The following is a 15687-nucleotide window of genomic DNA, read 5'->3' as shown; positions in this document are numbered from 1 at the left end:
ACAGGTTTACAAACTTATCATTTTTTGTCTGTACAGACAGGGGGTATTTGTAACTTTTTACAGGTTATTTTGTTATTGTAATCAGAATATCAGGGATAATAAGTATTATTATTCACCTATTATCATGATATTTACAAAATAAAACACAAGGATATAAAAGACCGTAAAAAAACAGGGATCAATATACAAAACCGGAACAAGCATCGTTATTATGTAAACTATTCCGATTAAATTTGTAAGAAATAATTTAGGTAACATATGGCAGTAAAAAAAGACAGAGTACTTTGGGCAGATGATGAGATCGATTTGTTGAAACCTCACATTTTGTTTCTACAGGATAAAGGATATGAAGTGATTCCGGTGATCAGCGGGCAGGATGCTATCGACTGTTGCAGGGATCAATCGTTCGATATCATATTCCTGGACGAGAACATGCCGGGTCTGACCGGTTTGGAGACACTGGCACAGATCAAAGAGATCAATCCCAACGTTCCGGTCGTCATGGTTACCAAAAGCGAGGAAGAGAGCATCATGAACCAGGCTATCGGGAATAAGATTGCCGATTACCTGATCAAGCCGGTCAACCCGAATCAACTGCTTCTTTCCATCAAAAAGAACGTTCATAAAAACGTGATTATTTCGGAAACGACGACAGTCGGCTACCAGCAGGAATTCAACCGTATCGGCATGCAGATCAACGATTCGCTGACCACCGACGATTGGATGGAGTTATACAAAAAACTGGTCTACTGGGAGCTGGAACTGGAAAGCAGCCAGGTACAAATGACCGATATGCTCCGGATGCAGAAAGAAGAAGCGAATAAAGCTTTCGGCAAATTCGTAAAGAAGAATTACGTAAACTGGATACAGAACCCAGCCGAGCGTCCTTTGATGAGTCCGGACCTGTTCAAGAAAAAAGTATTCCCGTTGCTGGATAACGACGAGAAGGTCTTTTTCATCCTGATCGATAACTTCCGCCTGGACCAATGGCGCGTGGTAAAAGACCTGCTGGCTGAATATTTCACTTTCGATGAAGGATTATATTACAGTATTCTGCCTACTGCTACCCAATATGCACGCAATTCCATCTTCTCCGGCCTGATGCCTTTGCAGATAGAGAAAATGTTCCCGGATTTATGGGTGGATGAGGAAAGTGAAGAAGGCAAGAACCTGAACGAAGAGCCTTTGATCCAGACACAGATCGACCGCTTCCGTAAGAAATATAGCTTCTCTTACAACAAAGTACACGATTCGCAATATGGAGAAAAGCTATTGAATATGATCTCTTCTCTGACACATAACCAGTTGAATGTCGTCGTCCTCAACTTCGTGGATATGTTGTCGCATGCCCGTACGGAAATGAAAATGATCCGTGAACTGGCACAGAGCGAAGCGGCTTACCGCAGCCTGACCCGTTCCTGGTTCCAGCATTCCACCACTTTGGAGCTGTTCAAACGTATCTCTGACAAAGGTTATAAAGTAATTGTGACCACCGACCACGGGACCATTCGTGTCAACAACCCGATCAAAGTGATCGGTGACCGGAACACGAATACAAATCTCCGTTATAAAGTCGGTAAGAATTTGAATTACAACCCGAAGGAGGTACTGGAAATACGTGACCCGGAAAAAGTGGGCCTGCCCTCTCCCAACCTGAGCAGTAAATACATTTTTGCGATGAACGATGACTTCTTCGCCTATCCGAACAACTACAATTATTATGTTTCTTATTACAAGAATACATTCCAGCACGGAGGGATCTCTATGGAGGAAATGATGGTACCGTTTATCACCATGATACCAAAATAATTGAAAATTGAGAATTGAGAATTGAAAATTAATATACCTTTGCAGGTAGATTACAAATGATCAATAATCAACAGACATCATGAGTATTATCAAGATTGAGAATTTAGATACCATCCGCCAGGCTGCCAAAGAGTTCATTGCCGGAATGGATGACCGTACCGTTTTTGCTTTCCATGGTAATATGGGAGCAGGTAAAACGACTTTTATCAAAGCGATTTGCGAAGAGTTAGGCGTAGAAGATGTTATCAACAGTCCGACATTTGCTATCATCAATGAATACCGTAGCGATACAACCGGCGAACTGATCTACCATTTCGATTTCTACCGTATCAACAAACTGAGCGAAGCAGAAGATATAGGAACCGAAGATTATTTCTATAGCGGTGCCCTTTGCTTTATCGAATGGCCGGAAAAGATCGAAGATTTACTTCCCGGCGATGTGGTGGATGTAACGATCAGTGAAAATCCTGACGGCTCACGAACCGTAGAAGTAAAATAGCCGATGGAACCGACCGATTATTTCATATTAGTCATCTTTATGGCTCTGGGAGCCTTCTCTCTGATTGCCGCGATCTTCAATTTCGACTGGTATTTTGAAACCAGCGGAGCAACTACCTTTGTCAACAAATTCGGCAGAAAAGGAGCACGTATCTTTTATGCCTTGTTGGGACTGGCATTGATCGGATGCAGCGTACTTGGTCTGATTTATTGGTAATAGGGGATATTACCAGCAAGCTTATTTATCTATCTAAATAAAAGACTTATGAAAAGAACAAATTGTGTTTACTATGTATTAGTATGTATGTTACTGTGCTTTACAGCCTGCGATAAAGACAATTCATCAATAGAAGATGAGATCCCCGCTGCAATCAAGAGTGATTTCTCTAAACGGTCTCCTTCAGCCGAAATCACAGCTTTCAATAATCACTCAAATAATATTTGTCAAATAGAATTTCTTGACAAAGAGCAAAACGAGGCATCCACTTGGTACGACAACGAAGACTGGAAAATGACCTATACGCAGATCAGCGATATTCAGCAACTCCCGTTTGAAGTTCTGAGTGCTTTTATGGATACTCAATATCGTGATGTAAAAAACATAGATATATCTAAAACAGAACGGGCCGGAATAGACACAGGCCTTTACATGATACACTTCCTGTACCGCCGGAAGAATATAGAAAATGTAGAGCATAATGTTTTTATCAGTGAAGACGGATTACTTCTATCGACGTTCACGTGGAAGCCTAACGATACACGCTGGTTTGTAAACCTACCTCAAGACCACTTTGATTTTATCACGGAAAAATATAACGGAGCTGAAATAAAAGGATATGTAAACAATGCCGGAGAACATGAATATTTTATCCTCCACAATGATACCATCAAATATGTAACTTTCGGAGGGACTGTTTCCACTGATTGGGGTTTCTGGAGAGAAACAAGATACGAACTTAACAAAAACACGAAAACCCCGGATAATGTGGCTACTGCACTGACACATATCGATCCGGATTTTACCTATACGAACCTCTACTATATAGAATCGAATGACGGGAACTGGTATTTCTTTCAGGACAAAACCAGGGATAACGAATTGGGCTACAATATTAGAGAAGACACTACAGAATAGTACCTTTCCTACAAATAAAAAAGAGACAACTAATTCACGATGGATTAGTTGTCTCTTTTATTTTATAATTATCCGGTTCTTACTCCATCAACATAAAGTCCAATTGCTTGCGTTCCAGATTGGCATTTGCGATCTTCACGGTCACCGGGTCACCCAGACGGAAACGACGTTTCTTGCGACGACCGATCAGGCTGTATGTTTCTTCATCCATATCGTAGAAGTCGTCACCGAGGTCACGGATAGGCACAAGCCCTTCGCACTTGTTCTCGTTCAGTTCCACATACAATCCCCACTCCGTAACACCGGAGATCACACCATCGAACACCATGCCCAGCTTATCCTGCATAAACTCGACTTGTTTGTATTTGATAGAAGCACGTTCGGCATTTGCCGCTACCTGTTCCATCGTTGAACAATGGTCACATTTCTCTTCATACTTCACTTTTACCACGCTACGTCCGCCATCCAGATAGCGCTCCAGTAAACGATGCACCATCATATCCGGATAACGACGGATAGGAGAAGTAAAATGCGTATAATATTCAAATGCCAGACCATAATGGCCAATATTCTCTGTCGTATAACGGGCTTTCTGCATCGAACGGATAGCCAACGTCTCGATCAGGTTCTCTTCCGGTTTATCATGCACTTCATCCAGCAAACGGTTCAGGTTACGTGAAATATCGATCTTACTGCTTCCTTCCGTTTTCATCTTATAACCGAAGCGGCGGATAAAGGCGGCAAAGTTCTCCAGTTTGTCCGGATCAGGCAGATCATGGACACGGTAAACAAAGGTCTTCTTCGTCTTCCCTTTAGGCACTTTACCGACAAATTCAGCCACCGTACGGTTGGCCAGCAACATAAACTCTTCGATCAGTTTGTTGGCATCTTTCGATTCCTTGATATATGTACTGATCGGCTTTCCGGTCTCATCGATCTCGAACCTTACTTCAAAGCGGTCGAAATTGACGGCTCCGTTCTGGAAACGTTTATCCCGCAATTTCTTAGCCAATCTGTCCAGTACCAGTATTTCATCTTTATAGTCACCTTCTCCTGTCTCGATCACCAGCTGTGCCTCTTCATACGTAAAGCGGCGGTCGCTTTTGATCACGGTACGTCCGATATGCGATTTCTTTACATTCGCATCGTCATCCAGTTCAAAGACAGCAGAGAAACATAACTTCTCTTCATCCGGACGTAACGAACAGATCTGATTACACAAACGTTCGGGTAACATCGGAATAGTACGGTCTACCAGATAAACAGATGTTGCCCGGCTTTCTGCCTCCCGGTCGATCAAACTTTCCGGTTTTACATAATGAGTTACATCCGCGATATGCACACCTACTTCCCAGCTTCCGTTATCGAGTTGACGGATAGACAGAGCATCGTCGAAGTCTTTTGCATCTTTCGGGTCGATGGTAAAGGTCAGGACTTTACGGAAGTCTTCACGCTTGGCGATCTCTTCCTCCGGAATGGCATCCGGTATTTTATTTGCAGCCTTCTCCACACTCTCCGGATAAGTATACGGCAGACCGAATTCAGCCAGTATCGCGTGCATTTCTGCCGTGTTCTGACCGGCCACACCTAAAATGTCAACCACCTCACCGAGCGGATTCTTAGCCTCATCCGGCCATTCCACAATACGGACAATGGCCTTATCGCCGTTCTTTCCGCCCTTCAGTTTGTCTTTCGGGATAAATATATCGTTTGCGAGTGTCTTGTTCTCGGTGATCAGGAAGGCAAAACCTTTCGTCACCTGCAACTTACCGACAAATGTCTTTTTCTGGCTTTCCAGCACCTCGATCACTTCGGCTTCCGGTTCAGCGCCTTTGCGCTTAGCAAACAACTGCACTTTCACCTTGTCTCCGTCCATCGCATGTCCGGAATTTCGTTCTGCCACGAAAACCGGCGCACCGCCGTCTTCCGGTATAAACGAGTTCTTCCCGTTACTCCGGCGTCCGAATGTACCGATCGCAGTAGTACCCAAGCCGTTATAGCGATAACGGCCGCGGTCTATTTCCGTAATAAAGTTCTCGGCCGAAAGATCATACAGCAGGTCTACCACCTGTAGTTTCTGTACCTGGCTTTCCACGCCGATCAGTTTGCTTATTTGTTTATAGTTAAATGGTTCCTTGGGAGAGGATTGAAAGACAGACATCACAGAATGAAGCATAGCTTCTTTCTTCATACGTTTTGCCTTGTTCTTCTTCGGTTTGTTTTCTTTATTATCCTTCTTCCCGGATTTGTTTTTCGTCATATATTTCTCGTTATTAATGAGAGACAATAATCTCTCTCACAAAATAAACAATTATAACTGATATTCTGTTTACAAACAGGTTAAATTATATTGCCTATTCTGTCTGTTGTTTAAATTTGTAAGGCTTCGGTCCGCTTGTTCCGGGTTTACAAACAAAAAGACTACCGCTAAGGGGGTATTCTTCCAATTGTTCTTTCGAAAGTCCGGCCCGTGCCGTTGTTATGTAGAGCGTATCCATGTCCTTGCCTCCGAATGCACAGGAAGCGACGTTAGGAGCCGGTACTTCTACTTTTGCCAGCAGCTCACCAGTATAGGGACAATAACAGTACACACCGAAACCGCCCCACTGAGCCACCCATAAATTATCATTGCCATCGATTGTCATTCCGTCAGGAGCACCACTTCCTGCAGGTAAAGTGACGGCAATACCATCGAACAAGATCTCTCCTGTCTTTTCATCATACCGGTAACGGGCAATTTTACCGGTCGGTGTATCGTTATAATACATGAACTTTTTATTCGCCGACCAAACAATCCCATTGGATATAGTCACTTTTTCCAATTTGGTCGTCACGGTTCCGTCGGGTACAACCGTGTATAATGTCCCTGCCCCTTTAGGAGCACCGAATCCCATAGTCCCTATCCACAGGCGGCCTGCCGGATCGCATTTGCCGTCGTTACACCTGACTTTCCCGTCCTTATCCGGGATCGGAGCGATAGACGATAAACTCCCGTCATTCAGATTCACCCGTACGATCTCATCCTGAAGGGAAACGACGACCGTACTGTCTGTTTCCGGTACGACAGTCGAAACCATGCGATCGAATTCCCATATTTTACAATCTTGTTTATCCGGATAATATTCGTATAATTTCTGTCCTTCGATGTCAACCCAGAACAACGTATTCCTGTCCGGATGCCAGATAGAGCCTTCGCCGGTTGTTGCTTCCGCTTTAAAGGCCAGATTCGAATTCAATTCTTTCGGAGTAAAGTTGCATGATGAACCCGTGATAAAAGGTACTGTCAACATAATTATTTTAATTAAGTTTTTCATGGTGAATAATCTATTTCGCCGCTTGTTATATATGCAAATATAATGCTAATTTAACAATCCCAGGTAAGTATAATCGATTAATTTCCTAAAAGCAAGGAGTATTTATCACAGTACATCCGTTTGCCACTCCGAATCCTTTACCAGAACATACAAGAGTCAACTGAATTTATAAGTAACCCCAAAAGTGTTTCACCCTAATGGAACAGTTGTTTCTTCATAGTGAAACACTTGTTTCATTACTATGAAACAGTTTCTACAATACAGCCTCGGATAAAGTCTTCCCGGTCTCCGGACAACTAATTAACTAATTAACCAAGTAACGAATTAACTAATTAACAAATTAACTAAGTAGCGAATTATTAAGTAACGAATTAATTATGTAAATTTGCCGTTCTAATAAAATGAACCAATGAGCGTAGTAATTAAAGAAGTTACCAGCAAAAAGGAACTGAAGAAATTCGTTAAGTTCAATATTGATTTATACAAAGGTAACCCCTATCATATACCGGGATTGATCGAAGAGGAGATGGTTACACTGGATAAGAAAAAGAATCCGGCATTCGAAGTTTGCGATGCCGTCTATTTTCTTGCCTACAAGGATGACCGGATCGTCGGGCGTATTGCCGGGATGATCAACCGCCGCAGTAACGAAGTATGGAACCAGGAACGTGCCCGTTTCGGTTTTCTTGATTTCATTGATGATGCCGAGGTAGTCGACGCTCTGTTCAGTGCCGTTGAAAAATGGGCGAAAGAACAAGGGATGAAGGAGATACACGGACCGATGGGATTCACCGATATGGACCATGAGGGAATGCTGATCGAAGGATTCGACCAACTCGGAACGATGGCCGCGATCTATAACTATCCCTATTATCCAAAACATATTGAACGTATCGGTTATGAGAAAGATCAGGACTGGCACGAGTTTAAGATATATATTCCGGAAGGTGTTCCTGAAAAACATTTGCGCATCGGAGAAATCGTAAAAAAGAAATACGGCCTGAAAACTATGAAGTTCAAAAAGACAAAGGAGATATGGCCGTATGCACAGAAAATATTCGAAACACTGAACGAAGCCTACGCTCCATTGTACGGCTTTGCTCCGCTGACACAGAAGCAGATCGATTATTATGTGAAGCAATATATCCCGATGATCCGTTTGGACCTGGTAACCCTTATTATCCGGGAAGAAGACGATACCGTGGTAGGTTTCGGGATTTCACTGCCCAGCCTTTCACACGCCATGCAGAAAGCGAAAGGACACTTGTTCCCGTTCGGCTGGATACATCTGCTGAAGGCATTGAAGACAAAACCCAAAGTAATCGACCTGTATCTGACAGGTGTATTGCCGGAATATCAGAACAAGGGAGTCAACGCATTATTATTCAACGACCTGATTCCTGTATACATCGGTTTGGGAGTCGAATATGCCGAGAGTAACCCGGAGCTGGCAAGCAACAATGCCGTACAGGCCCAATGGGATTATTTCAAACGTGAACATCATAAAACGAGAAGAGCATTTATCAAAAAATTAAAATAAGGATTTTCTATGGAAGAACTGAATTCGACAATGCAACAACCGACAGCGTATAATGACGACGATATCAAGACGCTGGACTGGATGGAACATATCCGCCGACGCCCTGGTATGTATATCGGTAAACTGGGAGATGGAAGCTATCCGGACGATGGAATCTATGTATTGCTGAAAGAAGTACTCGATAACTCCATCGACGAATACATGATGGGGTATGGTAAAACCATAGAAGTCACCGTGGAAGAAGGTACGGTTTCCGTCAGGGACTACGGTCGCGGTGTTCCTCTTGGAAAGGTAGTCGACGTTTCCAGCAAGATGAATACAGGTGCCAAGTACGACAGTAAGGCTTTTAAAAAGTCTGTCGGACTGAACGGTGTCGGTATCAAAGCCGTAAACGCCCTGAGCAGCTATTTCCTGATCACCAGTTTCCGTGACGGAGAATGTAAGCGGGTTGAATACAACAAGGCGATCGTCACTGAAGAGTCCGGTATCCAACCGACTACCGAAGCAAACGGGACACTGACTTATTTCATCCCCGACAAGGAAATATTCAAGGAATATCAGTATAAAGACGAGTTCATCGAGAGTCTTCTGAAGAATTATGTCTTTCTGAACTCGGGACTGACCATTATGTACAACGGAAAAAAATTCCACTCACGTAATGGACTGGTCGATCTGCTGAACGAAAATATGACCACCGAGCCTTTATATCCGATCATTCACCTGAACGGAGAAGACATCGAGGTGGTTATCACCCATAGCAACCAGTACGGCGAAGAATATTACTCTTTCGTGAACGGTCAGTACACGACACAGGGAGGAACGCATCTTTCCGCTTTCCGTGAAACGCTGGGACGTGTCATTAAAGAGTATTACAACAAGAACTTCGAATATTCGGACATCCGTGCGGGTATCGTTGCCGCCATCAGCATCAAGGTAGAAGAGCCGGTGTTCGAGAGCCAGACAAAAACCAAGCTGGGTTCCAAAGATATAGGTCCCGAAGGCCCGACAGTCGCTAAATTTGTCGGCGACTTTATCAAGAAAGAGCTGGATAACTACCTGCACAAGAACACCGATACTTCGGAAGCTCTGCTCCGTAAGATACTGGAATCGGAAAAAGAACGCAAGGCCATTGCCGGTGTTACCAAGCTGGCACGCGAAAGGGCCAAGAAAGCCAATCTGCATAACAAGAAATTGCGTGATTGCCGTATCCACCTGAACGATGCCAAAGGCGACCGCACGGAAGAAAGTTGTATCTTCATCACCGAGGGTGACTCGGCGAGCGGATCCATCACAAAGAGCCGCGATCCGAACCTGCAGGCTGTTTTCAGTTTGCGCGGTAAGCCGCTGAACAGTTTCGGCCTGACTAAAAAGATCGTTTACGAGAACGAAGAATTCAACCTGCTTCAAGCCGCTCTCAATATCGAAGATGGCCTGGAAGGTCTGAGATATAACAAAGTCATCATAGCAACCGATGCCGATGTCGACGGTATGCACATCCGTCTGCTGCTGATCACTTTCTTCTTGCAGTTCTTCCCCGACCTGATCAAACGGAATCATGTCTATATCCTGCAAACTCCGCTTTTCCGTGTACGTAACAAGCAGAAGACGTATTATTGCTACTCGGAAGAAGAACGGTTGGCCGCCATCCAGGCCGTAGGAAAGAATCCGGAGATCACCCGATTTAAAGGTCTGGGAGAAATCTCACCGGACGAGTTCCGCAATTTTATCGGCAAAGACATGCGTCTCGACCCGGTAACAATGAAGAAAGAAGACCTGGTGAAGGAGATGCTTGAATTCTATATGGGTAAGAACACCATGGAAAGACAGAACTTTATCATCGACAACCTGGTTGTAGAAGAAGACGTTGTCAGTTGACGGTTGACAAGTGACAGTTGACAGTTATAGATGCAACAAAAGAAAATATGGAAAATAAAGATATTATGCGCAATAATCAGAACAGTGTAGAGAATATAGACCGTGACAAAACCTGTCAACCGTCAACTGTCAACTGTCAACTGAATAAGCGTATCGCCCTTTTCCCCGGAACGTTCGATCCTTTTACGGTCGGGCATCAATCGCTGGTAAGCCGCGGGCTGGCACTGGTCGACGAGATCATTATTTCTATCGGTATCAACGACAAGAAACAGACATACTTCTCGCTCGAAAAACGGATCGAAGCCATCCGCAGCCTTTATAAAGACGAACCACGGGTAAAAGTTATGTCGTACAACTCGCTGACTGTCGATTTTGCAAAAGAAGTCGGCGCCGAATTTATCATGCGAGGCATCCGTACCGTCAACGATTTCGAATACGAGAAGAGCATCGCCGATGTCAACCGCAAACTGAGTGGTATCGAGACGTTCATTCTTTTTACAGAACCCGAACATACTCACATCAGTTCCAGCATTGTACGCGAACTGCTGCGGTATGGCAAAGATATTTCACTGTTCGTTCCGAAGGGAACCAACTTATATTGACTATTTACGAAACAAAGATTAAAATGAAACGAATCGTAGTATCCCTGCTCGCCCTGATGATCGCCATCACGACGGCAGTGGCCCAGAAACCGAATCAGGATGCCCGCAAATTATCCATGGCATTATATGCTATCTCGAATCTGTACGTAGATCCGGTGGATGATTCCAAGCTGGTGGAAGATGCTATCACCGGTATGCTGGAAAAACTGGACCCGCATTCCAACTATATGGATCCAGAAGAGACAAAAGAGATGACCGAACCGCTGCAAGGGAATTTTGACGGCATCGGTATCCAGTTCAATATGCTGACAGATACATTATATGTTATCCAGGTAATACCCGGCGGTCCTTCCGAAAAGGTAGGCCTGGTAGCCGGTGACCGTATTATCATGGTCGACGATACATTGATTGCCGGCGTTAAAATGAAAACAACGGACATCATGAAACGCCTGCGGGGACCGAAAGGGACCGAGGTCAGCATAAAGGTGTTGCGTAATAAGAATCCAGAGCTGATCGAATTCAAGATCATCCGTGGTAAGATCCCTGTAACCAGCCTGGATGCCGCCTATATGGCAGACAAGCAGACCGGATATATCAAACTGAACCGTTTTGCCGCTTCTTCGGCCGACGAATTCCGTGACGCTCTTGCCAAGCTGAAGAAACAGGGAATGAAGAACCTGATCCTCGACCTGCAGGGAAATGGCGGAGGCTATCTCAATATCGCCATCGAACTGGCGGATGAATTCCTGGATAAAGACAAACTGATCGTTTATACGGAAGGAAGCAAACAGCCGCGCGACGAAGCAAAATCAACCGTTAAAGGCAACTTTGAAGAAGGTCGCCTGGTGGTATTGGTAGACGAATCGTCTGCTTCTGCCAGCGAGATCCTGTCCGGTGCCGTACAGGATTGGGACCGTGGTGTAGTTGTCGGTCGCCGTACATTCGGTAAAGGACTGGTACAAAAACCGATCCCTATGCCGGACGGTTCGATGATCCGTCTGACGGTAGCCCGTTATTACACGCCTACCGGACGAAGCATCCAGAAACACTATGAGAACGGTAAACTGGAAGACTACCAGCACGACCTGATCGACCGCTATAACCGTGGCGAACTGATGAGTGCCGACAGCATCCATTTCCCGGATTCAATGAAATATAATACACTGGAAACAAAGCGTATCGTTTACGGCGGTGGTGGTATCATGCCCGACGTATTTATCCCGGTCGATACGACCCGCTATACCGATTACCACCGTAATCTGGTAGCCAGCGGACTGGTAAACCGTGTTTCCATGAGTTATCTGGACCGTAACCGTGCCGCGATGACCAAGAATTATCCGAAGTTCAGCCAGTACAAGAAAGATTTCGTTGTTCCCGAAGAAACCTTACAGGAACTGATCGAACTGGGTAAAGGTGAAAAGATCGAGTTCAACGAAGAACAATACAACCGTTCCAAACCGCTTATTACCCTTCAGATAAAGGCATTGATTGCCCGCGACCTGTACGATATGGCCGAATACTTCCAGATCATCAACGACGATAACGAAAGTTTCAAGGAGGCTCTTCGTATTATTAATGATGAGGCTGTTTATAATAAGGAACTGGGAAGATAGGAGACAAACGACAAAAGGAGACAGACATCTTCTCCGCTTTATAAACAATCGTGTCAGCAAAGTGTATAAATACTTTACTGACACGATTGTTTTTTCACAACATCTCCATAATATCCTTCCACCCTGTCACTCTCTGATACATTTGATCCTGAACACACATATTGTGCGGCTGACTGAACAGCACCTTCCGGCCTTCAAAATACCGAAGGTTCTTCAGATGATCGTCGATCATAATATCTCCTTTTATACTATCCTTACGTCCGCAAAAGATCATTTGCTCCCAGGTGATGAACGGGAAATGTTCGTTCAGCCATTGTTGCTTTTCGATCAGGCTACCGGGAAATTCGGTTGCGGAGGAAACGATCAAGACATTATACTTATCATTCAACAATTTCAGTCCTTCCACACTATCTTCCATAAGAGGGGCTGTCCTGAAAAAACCGATTTCCCTCACATGTCTGTTAAAGGAAGGGAAAGCCTCTTCTTCTGATTTTCCACACAAATCTTCCCGGTTTAACCGGATACCGGAATCTCTATATTCCATTTTGATAAACTGGCCATATACATCCGCCAGAACTCCATCCATGTCTACTAATACCTGTGACTTCATACTTTTTAGAATTATTAATAATTAAACAATCATATTTTCCAAAATGTAACCAGCCAGCTTCTAAAATCCGATTGCGGAGTTTCCTGCAAATTTGCAGGAATTCAAAAGAAGAATCACACAATACGCAAAAGTCCGCAAATAGAAATAAAATATCTCATAACCGATGCTTGTTACTACGAAATATATGTATATTTGCGGTAATATGCAATATATGATTCTCAGATATATGCTAAAAGAAGAAAGACATCAGTACATATTAAACCGCATAAATCAGAATTACAGGATTTATATTACCGCACTAAGTGCAGAACTGGGTGTGTCGGACGACACCTTACGTCGTGACCTGACAGAATTGGACGAACGGGGCTTACTGACCAAGGTACACGGAGGAGCAATCGCCAAATCCGGTATTCCTATCGAATTTACAGACCGGCTGAACACGGGAATAGCCGCCAAGCAGCAGATGGCAACCAAAGTTATCCCGTTATTCCATGCCGGAGATATCCTACTGATGGACGGGGGAACCTCCAACCTGGAAGTCGCCAAGCAACTCCCGACCGATATTCCTCTGTCGGTTTATACGAACAGTTTCCCGATAGTCAACACGCTATTCAACCATCCCAAGCTCGACCTGATATTTCTGGGAGGGAAAGTGTTCCCTTCCTCCCAGGTCACGCTCGGAGTTTCCGTCTTCCAGGCATTACAAACGATAAGACCGGACTGGCTGATCCTGGGAATCAGCGATGTGCATCCCCAACAAGGATTAACCTGCCCGGACCGGGAAGAGGCCATGATAAAACGATGTATGATAGAACGGGCACGGAAACGGATCGTCCTGGCGGACAGTTATAAACTGAATACGGCAGAAGCCTACCATGTTGCTTCGCTGGGAGATATAGATTATCTGGTCACAGAAGATAACAAGAAAGAGTATATCAGGGAGAATTGGCCGGCTTATTCATATAAGGTTTTATAAGAAAAAGGAAAGGGAAGTGCCCGTCCTGATAGGCACTTCCCTTTTACTTTTACCAACCTGTCGGTTGACTGATATTCGGATTCGATGTCACTTCTGTCTGAGGAAGCGGCCACGAATCATATTTAGGAAATGTACAAGTACGATTTTCAATTGTTACGAACGCATTATCTTTCGGGTTCCATGCCCCATAAATCGGTCCGTTCATTACTTCTGCACCGATGCCCCATCGACGTATATCGTCGTAGCGTTTCCCTTCGAAACAAAGTTCCACACGACGTTCACGACGATATAATTCGCGAACTTTCTCCTGCGTATTATACACACTTTTATCCATATTCGGCATTCCGGCACGATGGCGGATCATATTGATATATTTCTCTACATCCGGATTTTGCCAGTCGCCGCTCTCAACCAAACATTCCACATAATCGAGCAAAACCTCCGCATAACGATAAAGCGGATAATCCAGACTACCGTTTCCGGTAGCACGATCCTGTTCATCAATGAATTTCTTCATCATATATCCTGAACGGACAGCCCCCGTCTTACCAACATAATCGCTACCGTCTTCATTAAAAGGCTCATACGTATAATTAGAGATAGTCGTATTGTCACCCGGCAAAAATACAGTAGCATACAATCGGGGATCTCTGGGTTTATATAAAGGATCTTTCTCATATTTCAGCTTTTCATCCGCCGGCAACGACTGGATTGTCTTGCCGTCCATCGTTTCATAGGCATCGACGAACGACTTCAAGACAGCAGATACACCTTGTCCGCCCAGCGGTGTCCCCATATTACGGAACCAGATATTATCCAGACCGCTGCTTTTGAACATAATACGTTCCTTGTTCTGCTCGCCGACGTAACGGAATAAATCCCGGTAATTCTTACCCGGATCGTCATCTGTCGCACTTGAATAATACAATTCAAACTTACCCGAATCCATCAGTTTCTTTGCTGCCTCTTTAGCTACATCATATTTCTTGAATTGCAGGTTTACATCCATCTTCAATGCCAAAGCCGAAGAAACCGACATGCGGTCGCGGCGTCCTTCGTCCCATAGAAATTCCAGGTCATTAGAGTTTATAACCATATCCAATTCCTTATTAATGAAATCCAGACATTCCTCAACCGTATTACGCGGTTTATAAATTTCAGTTGGAGTTAAATCCGTATCGACTACAGGGATACCATCATTTCGACCATACCAGCATAATAAACGAATATGATACCAGGCACGCCAAACCCTGATCTCAGCTTTCATACGTGATCTCTCCTTTTCATCTGCAAAATAAGCGTTATCTACAAATTTAAGGAAACGGTTACAGCGACGGATGCGGAGATAATAATTCTTCCAACTATTAAATGTCGATTCCCATGAAGAAGGTGCATTATTATCGGTAGGCGGAACCAGCGATCCGTTCCCTAAGCTAACGATACGCTGTTCAAAGTTCGACTGAAAATACATATTGTCGGTTGCCCCTTCAAGAAACACCAGACCGAGTTCATCCCCACCGTATGCACCTTTCACCCACAGCTTGCATTGTCCTAATGCGTTCTCACACTCATTCATTGTTTTCCAGAAATCATCATCGGTAACACCGGTCGGATGATCCTTCTCCAGGAAGTCTGAACAGCTACTGCAAACCAGCAGCAGACACGTAAGCAGAAATGCTTTCGGATTTATTTTATTATACAGTTTCATATATTCT

The 15687-nt window shown here is 44.3% G+C and carries 13 protein-coding genes; 9 read left to right on the top strand and 4 right to left on the bottom strand.

The window, feature by feature from the left end; translation table 11 throughout:
• Positions 1 to 258 precede the first annotated feature (258 nt).
• The 4 genes from DWX23_RS19290 (at position 259) to DWX23_RS19275 (ending at position 3442) form a co-directional block, all read left to right on the top strand.
• On the top strand, positions 259 to 1809 hold the full coding sequence (locus DWX23_RS19290) for a PglZ domain-containing protein (RefSeq protein WP_122353168.1): 1551 nt from the start codon (positions 259 to 261) through the stop codon (positions 1807 to 1809).
• Between the two features lie 79 nt (positions 1810 to 1888).
• Complete coding sequence (gene tsaE / locus DWX23_RS19285) at positions 1889 to 2308, top strand: tRNA (adenosine(37)-N6)-threonylcarbamoyltransferase complex ATPase subunit type 1 TsaE (RefSeq protein ID WP_122353169.1); 420 nt, start codon at positions 1889 to 1891, stop codon at positions 2306 to 2308.
• A gap of 3 nt (positions 2309 to 2311) precedes the next feature.
• Positions 2312 to 2524 (top strand): immunity 17 family protein, encoded by a 213-nt coding sequence (locus DWX23_RS19280; protein ID WP_122353170.1) that lies wholly within the window; start codon positions 2312 to 2314, stop codon positions 2522 to 2524.
• A gap of 48 nt (positions 2525 to 2572) precedes the next feature.
• Positions 2573 to 3442 carry a hypothetical protein gene (locus tag DWX23_RS19275; RefSeq protein ID WP_122353171.1) on the top strand — a complete coding sequence of 290 codons (870 nt, stop codon included), beginning with the start codon at positions 2573 to 2575 and terminating at the stop codon, positions 3440 to 3442.
• A 79-nt stretch (positions 3443 to 3521) separates the two neighbouring features.
• Here DWX23_RS19275 and rnr read toward each other — a convergent pair whose 3' ends face one another.
• Together rnr and DWX23_RS19265 are read right to left on the bottom strand one after the other, a co-directional pair.
• Entirely contained in the window at positions 3522 to 5702 is a 2181-nt protein-coding gene (gene rnr / locus DWX23_RS19270; RefSeq protein WP_122353172.1) for a ribonuclease R, read from the bottom strand.
• Positions 5703 to 5796: 94 nt separating this feature from the next.
• Positions 5797 to 6732: an SMP-30/gluconolactonase/LRE family protein gene (locus tag DWX23_RS19265; protein ID WP_122375651.1), complete on the bottom strand. Its 936-nt coding sequence runs from the start codon at positions 6730 to 6732 to the stop codon at positions 5797 to 5799.
• A 433-nt stretch (positions 6733 to 7165) separates the two neighbouring features.
• Between DWX23_RS19265 and DWX23_RS19260 the strand changes: the two genes are divergently transcribed.
• The 4 genes from DWX23_RS19260 (at position 7166) to DWX23_RS19245 (ending at position 12386) form a co-directional block, all read left to right on the top strand.
• Positions 7166 to 8296 carry a hypothetical protein gene (locus tag DWX23_RS19260; protein ID WP_122375650.1) on the top strand — a complete coding sequence of 377 codons (1131 nt, stop codon included), beginning with the start codon at positions 7166 to 7168 and terminating at the stop codon, positions 8294 to 8296.
• Positions 8297 to 8305: 9 nt separating this feature from the next.
• The gene (locus DWX23_RS19255; RefSeq protein ID WP_122353175.1) at positions 8306 to 10171 is read left to right on the top strand and encodes a DNA topoisomerase IV subunit B; all 1866 of its coding nucleotides are present in this window, start codon (positions 8306 to 8308) and stop codon (positions 10169 to 10171) included.
• 140 nt (positions 10172 to 10311) lie between these two features.
• On the top strand, positions 10312 to 10773 hold the full coding sequence (gene coaD / locus DWX23_RS19250; protein ID WP_122375686.1) for a pantetheine-phosphate adenylyltransferase: 462 nt from the start codon (positions 10312 to 10314) through the stop codon (positions 10771 to 10773).
• 23 nt (positions 10774 to 10796) lie between these two features.
• Positions 10797 to 12386, top strand: coding sequence for a S41 family peptidase (locus tag DWX23_RS19245; protein WP_122353176.1), 1590 nt, complete (start codon positions 10797 to 10799; stop codon positions 12384 to 12386).
• 94 nt (positions 12387 to 12480) lie between these two features.
• Here the strand turns inward: DWX23_RS19245 and DWX23_RS19240 are convergent, their stop codons facing one another.
• Positions 12481 to 12996 carry a 5'(3')-deoxyribonucleotidase gene (locus tag DWX23_RS19240; RefSeq protein WP_122375649.1) on the bottom strand — a complete coding sequence of 172 codons (516 nt, stop codon included), beginning with the start codon at positions 12994 to 12996 and terminating at the stop codon, positions 12481 to 12483.
• Between the two features lie 211 nt (positions 12997 to 13207).
• Here DWX23_RS19240 and DWX23_RS19235 point away from each other — a divergent pair, with 211 nt between their 5' ends.
• The gene (locus tag DWX23_RS19235; RefSeq protein WP_233587682.1) at positions 13208 to 13972 is read left to right on the top strand and encodes a DeoR/GlpR family DNA-binding transcription regulator; all 765 of its coding nucleotides are present in this window, start codon (positions 13208 to 13210) and stop codon (positions 13970 to 13972) included.
• Between the two features lie 49 nt (positions 13973 to 14021).
• Here DWX23_RS19235 and DWX23_RS19230 read toward each other — a convergent pair whose 3' ends face one another.
• Positions 14022 to 15680 carry a RagB/SusD family nutrient uptake outer membrane protein gene (locus tag DWX23_RS19230; RefSeq protein WP_122353178.1) on the bottom strand — a complete coding sequence of 553 codons (1659 nt, stop codon included), beginning with the start codon at positions 15678 to 15680 and terminating at the stop codon, positions 14022 to 14024.
• Positions 15681 to 15687: the final 7 nt, after the last annotated feature.

The sequence above is a fragment of the Parabacteroides sp. AF18-52 genome (genome assembly GCF_003479145.1).
In the GTDB taxonomy this organism is placed as follows: Bacteria; Bacteroidota; Bacteroidia; order Bacteroidales; family Tannerellaceae; genus Parabacteroides; species Parabacteroides faecis.
Note: the sequence above shows the minus strand (reverse complement) of the source record. Positions and strands in the feature narration are given on the sequence as shown.

Bases quoted from the DNA above. Each gene is read 5' to 3' on its own strand.
- DWX23_RS19240 (WP_122375649.1), bottom strand. From the start codon at position 12,996: ATGAAGTCACAGGTATTAGTAGACATGGATGGAGTTCTGGCGGATGTA.
- DWX23_RS19275 (WP_122353171.1), top strand. From the start codon at position 2,573: ATGAAAAGAACAAATTGTGTTTACTATGTATTAGTATGTATGTTACTG.
- DWX23_RS19290 (WP_122353168.1), top strand. From the start codon at position 259: ATGGCAGTAAAAAAAGACAGAGTACTTTGGGCAGATGATGAGATCGAT.
- DWX23_RS19265 (WP_122375651.1), bottom strand. From the start codon at position 6,732: ATGTTGACAGTACCTTTTATCACGGGTTCATCATGCAACTTTACTCCG.
- DWX23_RS19245 (WP_122353176.1), top strand. From the start codon at position 10,797: ATGAAACGAATCGTAGTATCCCTGCTCGCCCTGATGATCGCCATCACG.
- DWX23_RS19255 (WP_122353175.1), top strand. From the start codon at position 8,306: ATGGAAGAACTGAATTCGACAATGCAACAACCGACAGCGTATAATGAC.
- DWX23_RS19280 (WP_122353170.1), top strand. From the start codon at position 2,312: ATGGAACCGACCGATTATTTCATATTAGTCATCTTTATGGCTCTGGGA.
- DWX23_RS19230 (WP_122353178.1), bottom strand. From the start codon at position 15,680: ATGAAACTGTATAATAAAATAAATCCGAAAGCATTTCTGCTTACGTGT.
- DWX23_RS19260 (WP_122375650.1), top strand. From the start codon at position 7,166: ATGAGCGTAGTAATTAAAGAAGTTACCAGCAAAAAGGAACTGAAGAAA.
- rnr (WP_122353172.1), bottom strand. From the start codon at position 5,702: ATGACGAAAAACAAATCCGGGAAGAAGGATAATAAAGAAAACAAACCG.
- tsaE (WP_122353169.1), top strand. From the start codon at position 1,889: ATGAGTATTATCAAGATTGAGAATTTAGATACCATCCGCCAGGCTGCC.
- DWX23_RS19235 (WP_233587682.1), top strand. From the start codon at position 13,208: ATGATTCTCAGATATATGCTAAAAGAAGAAAGACATCAGTACATATTA.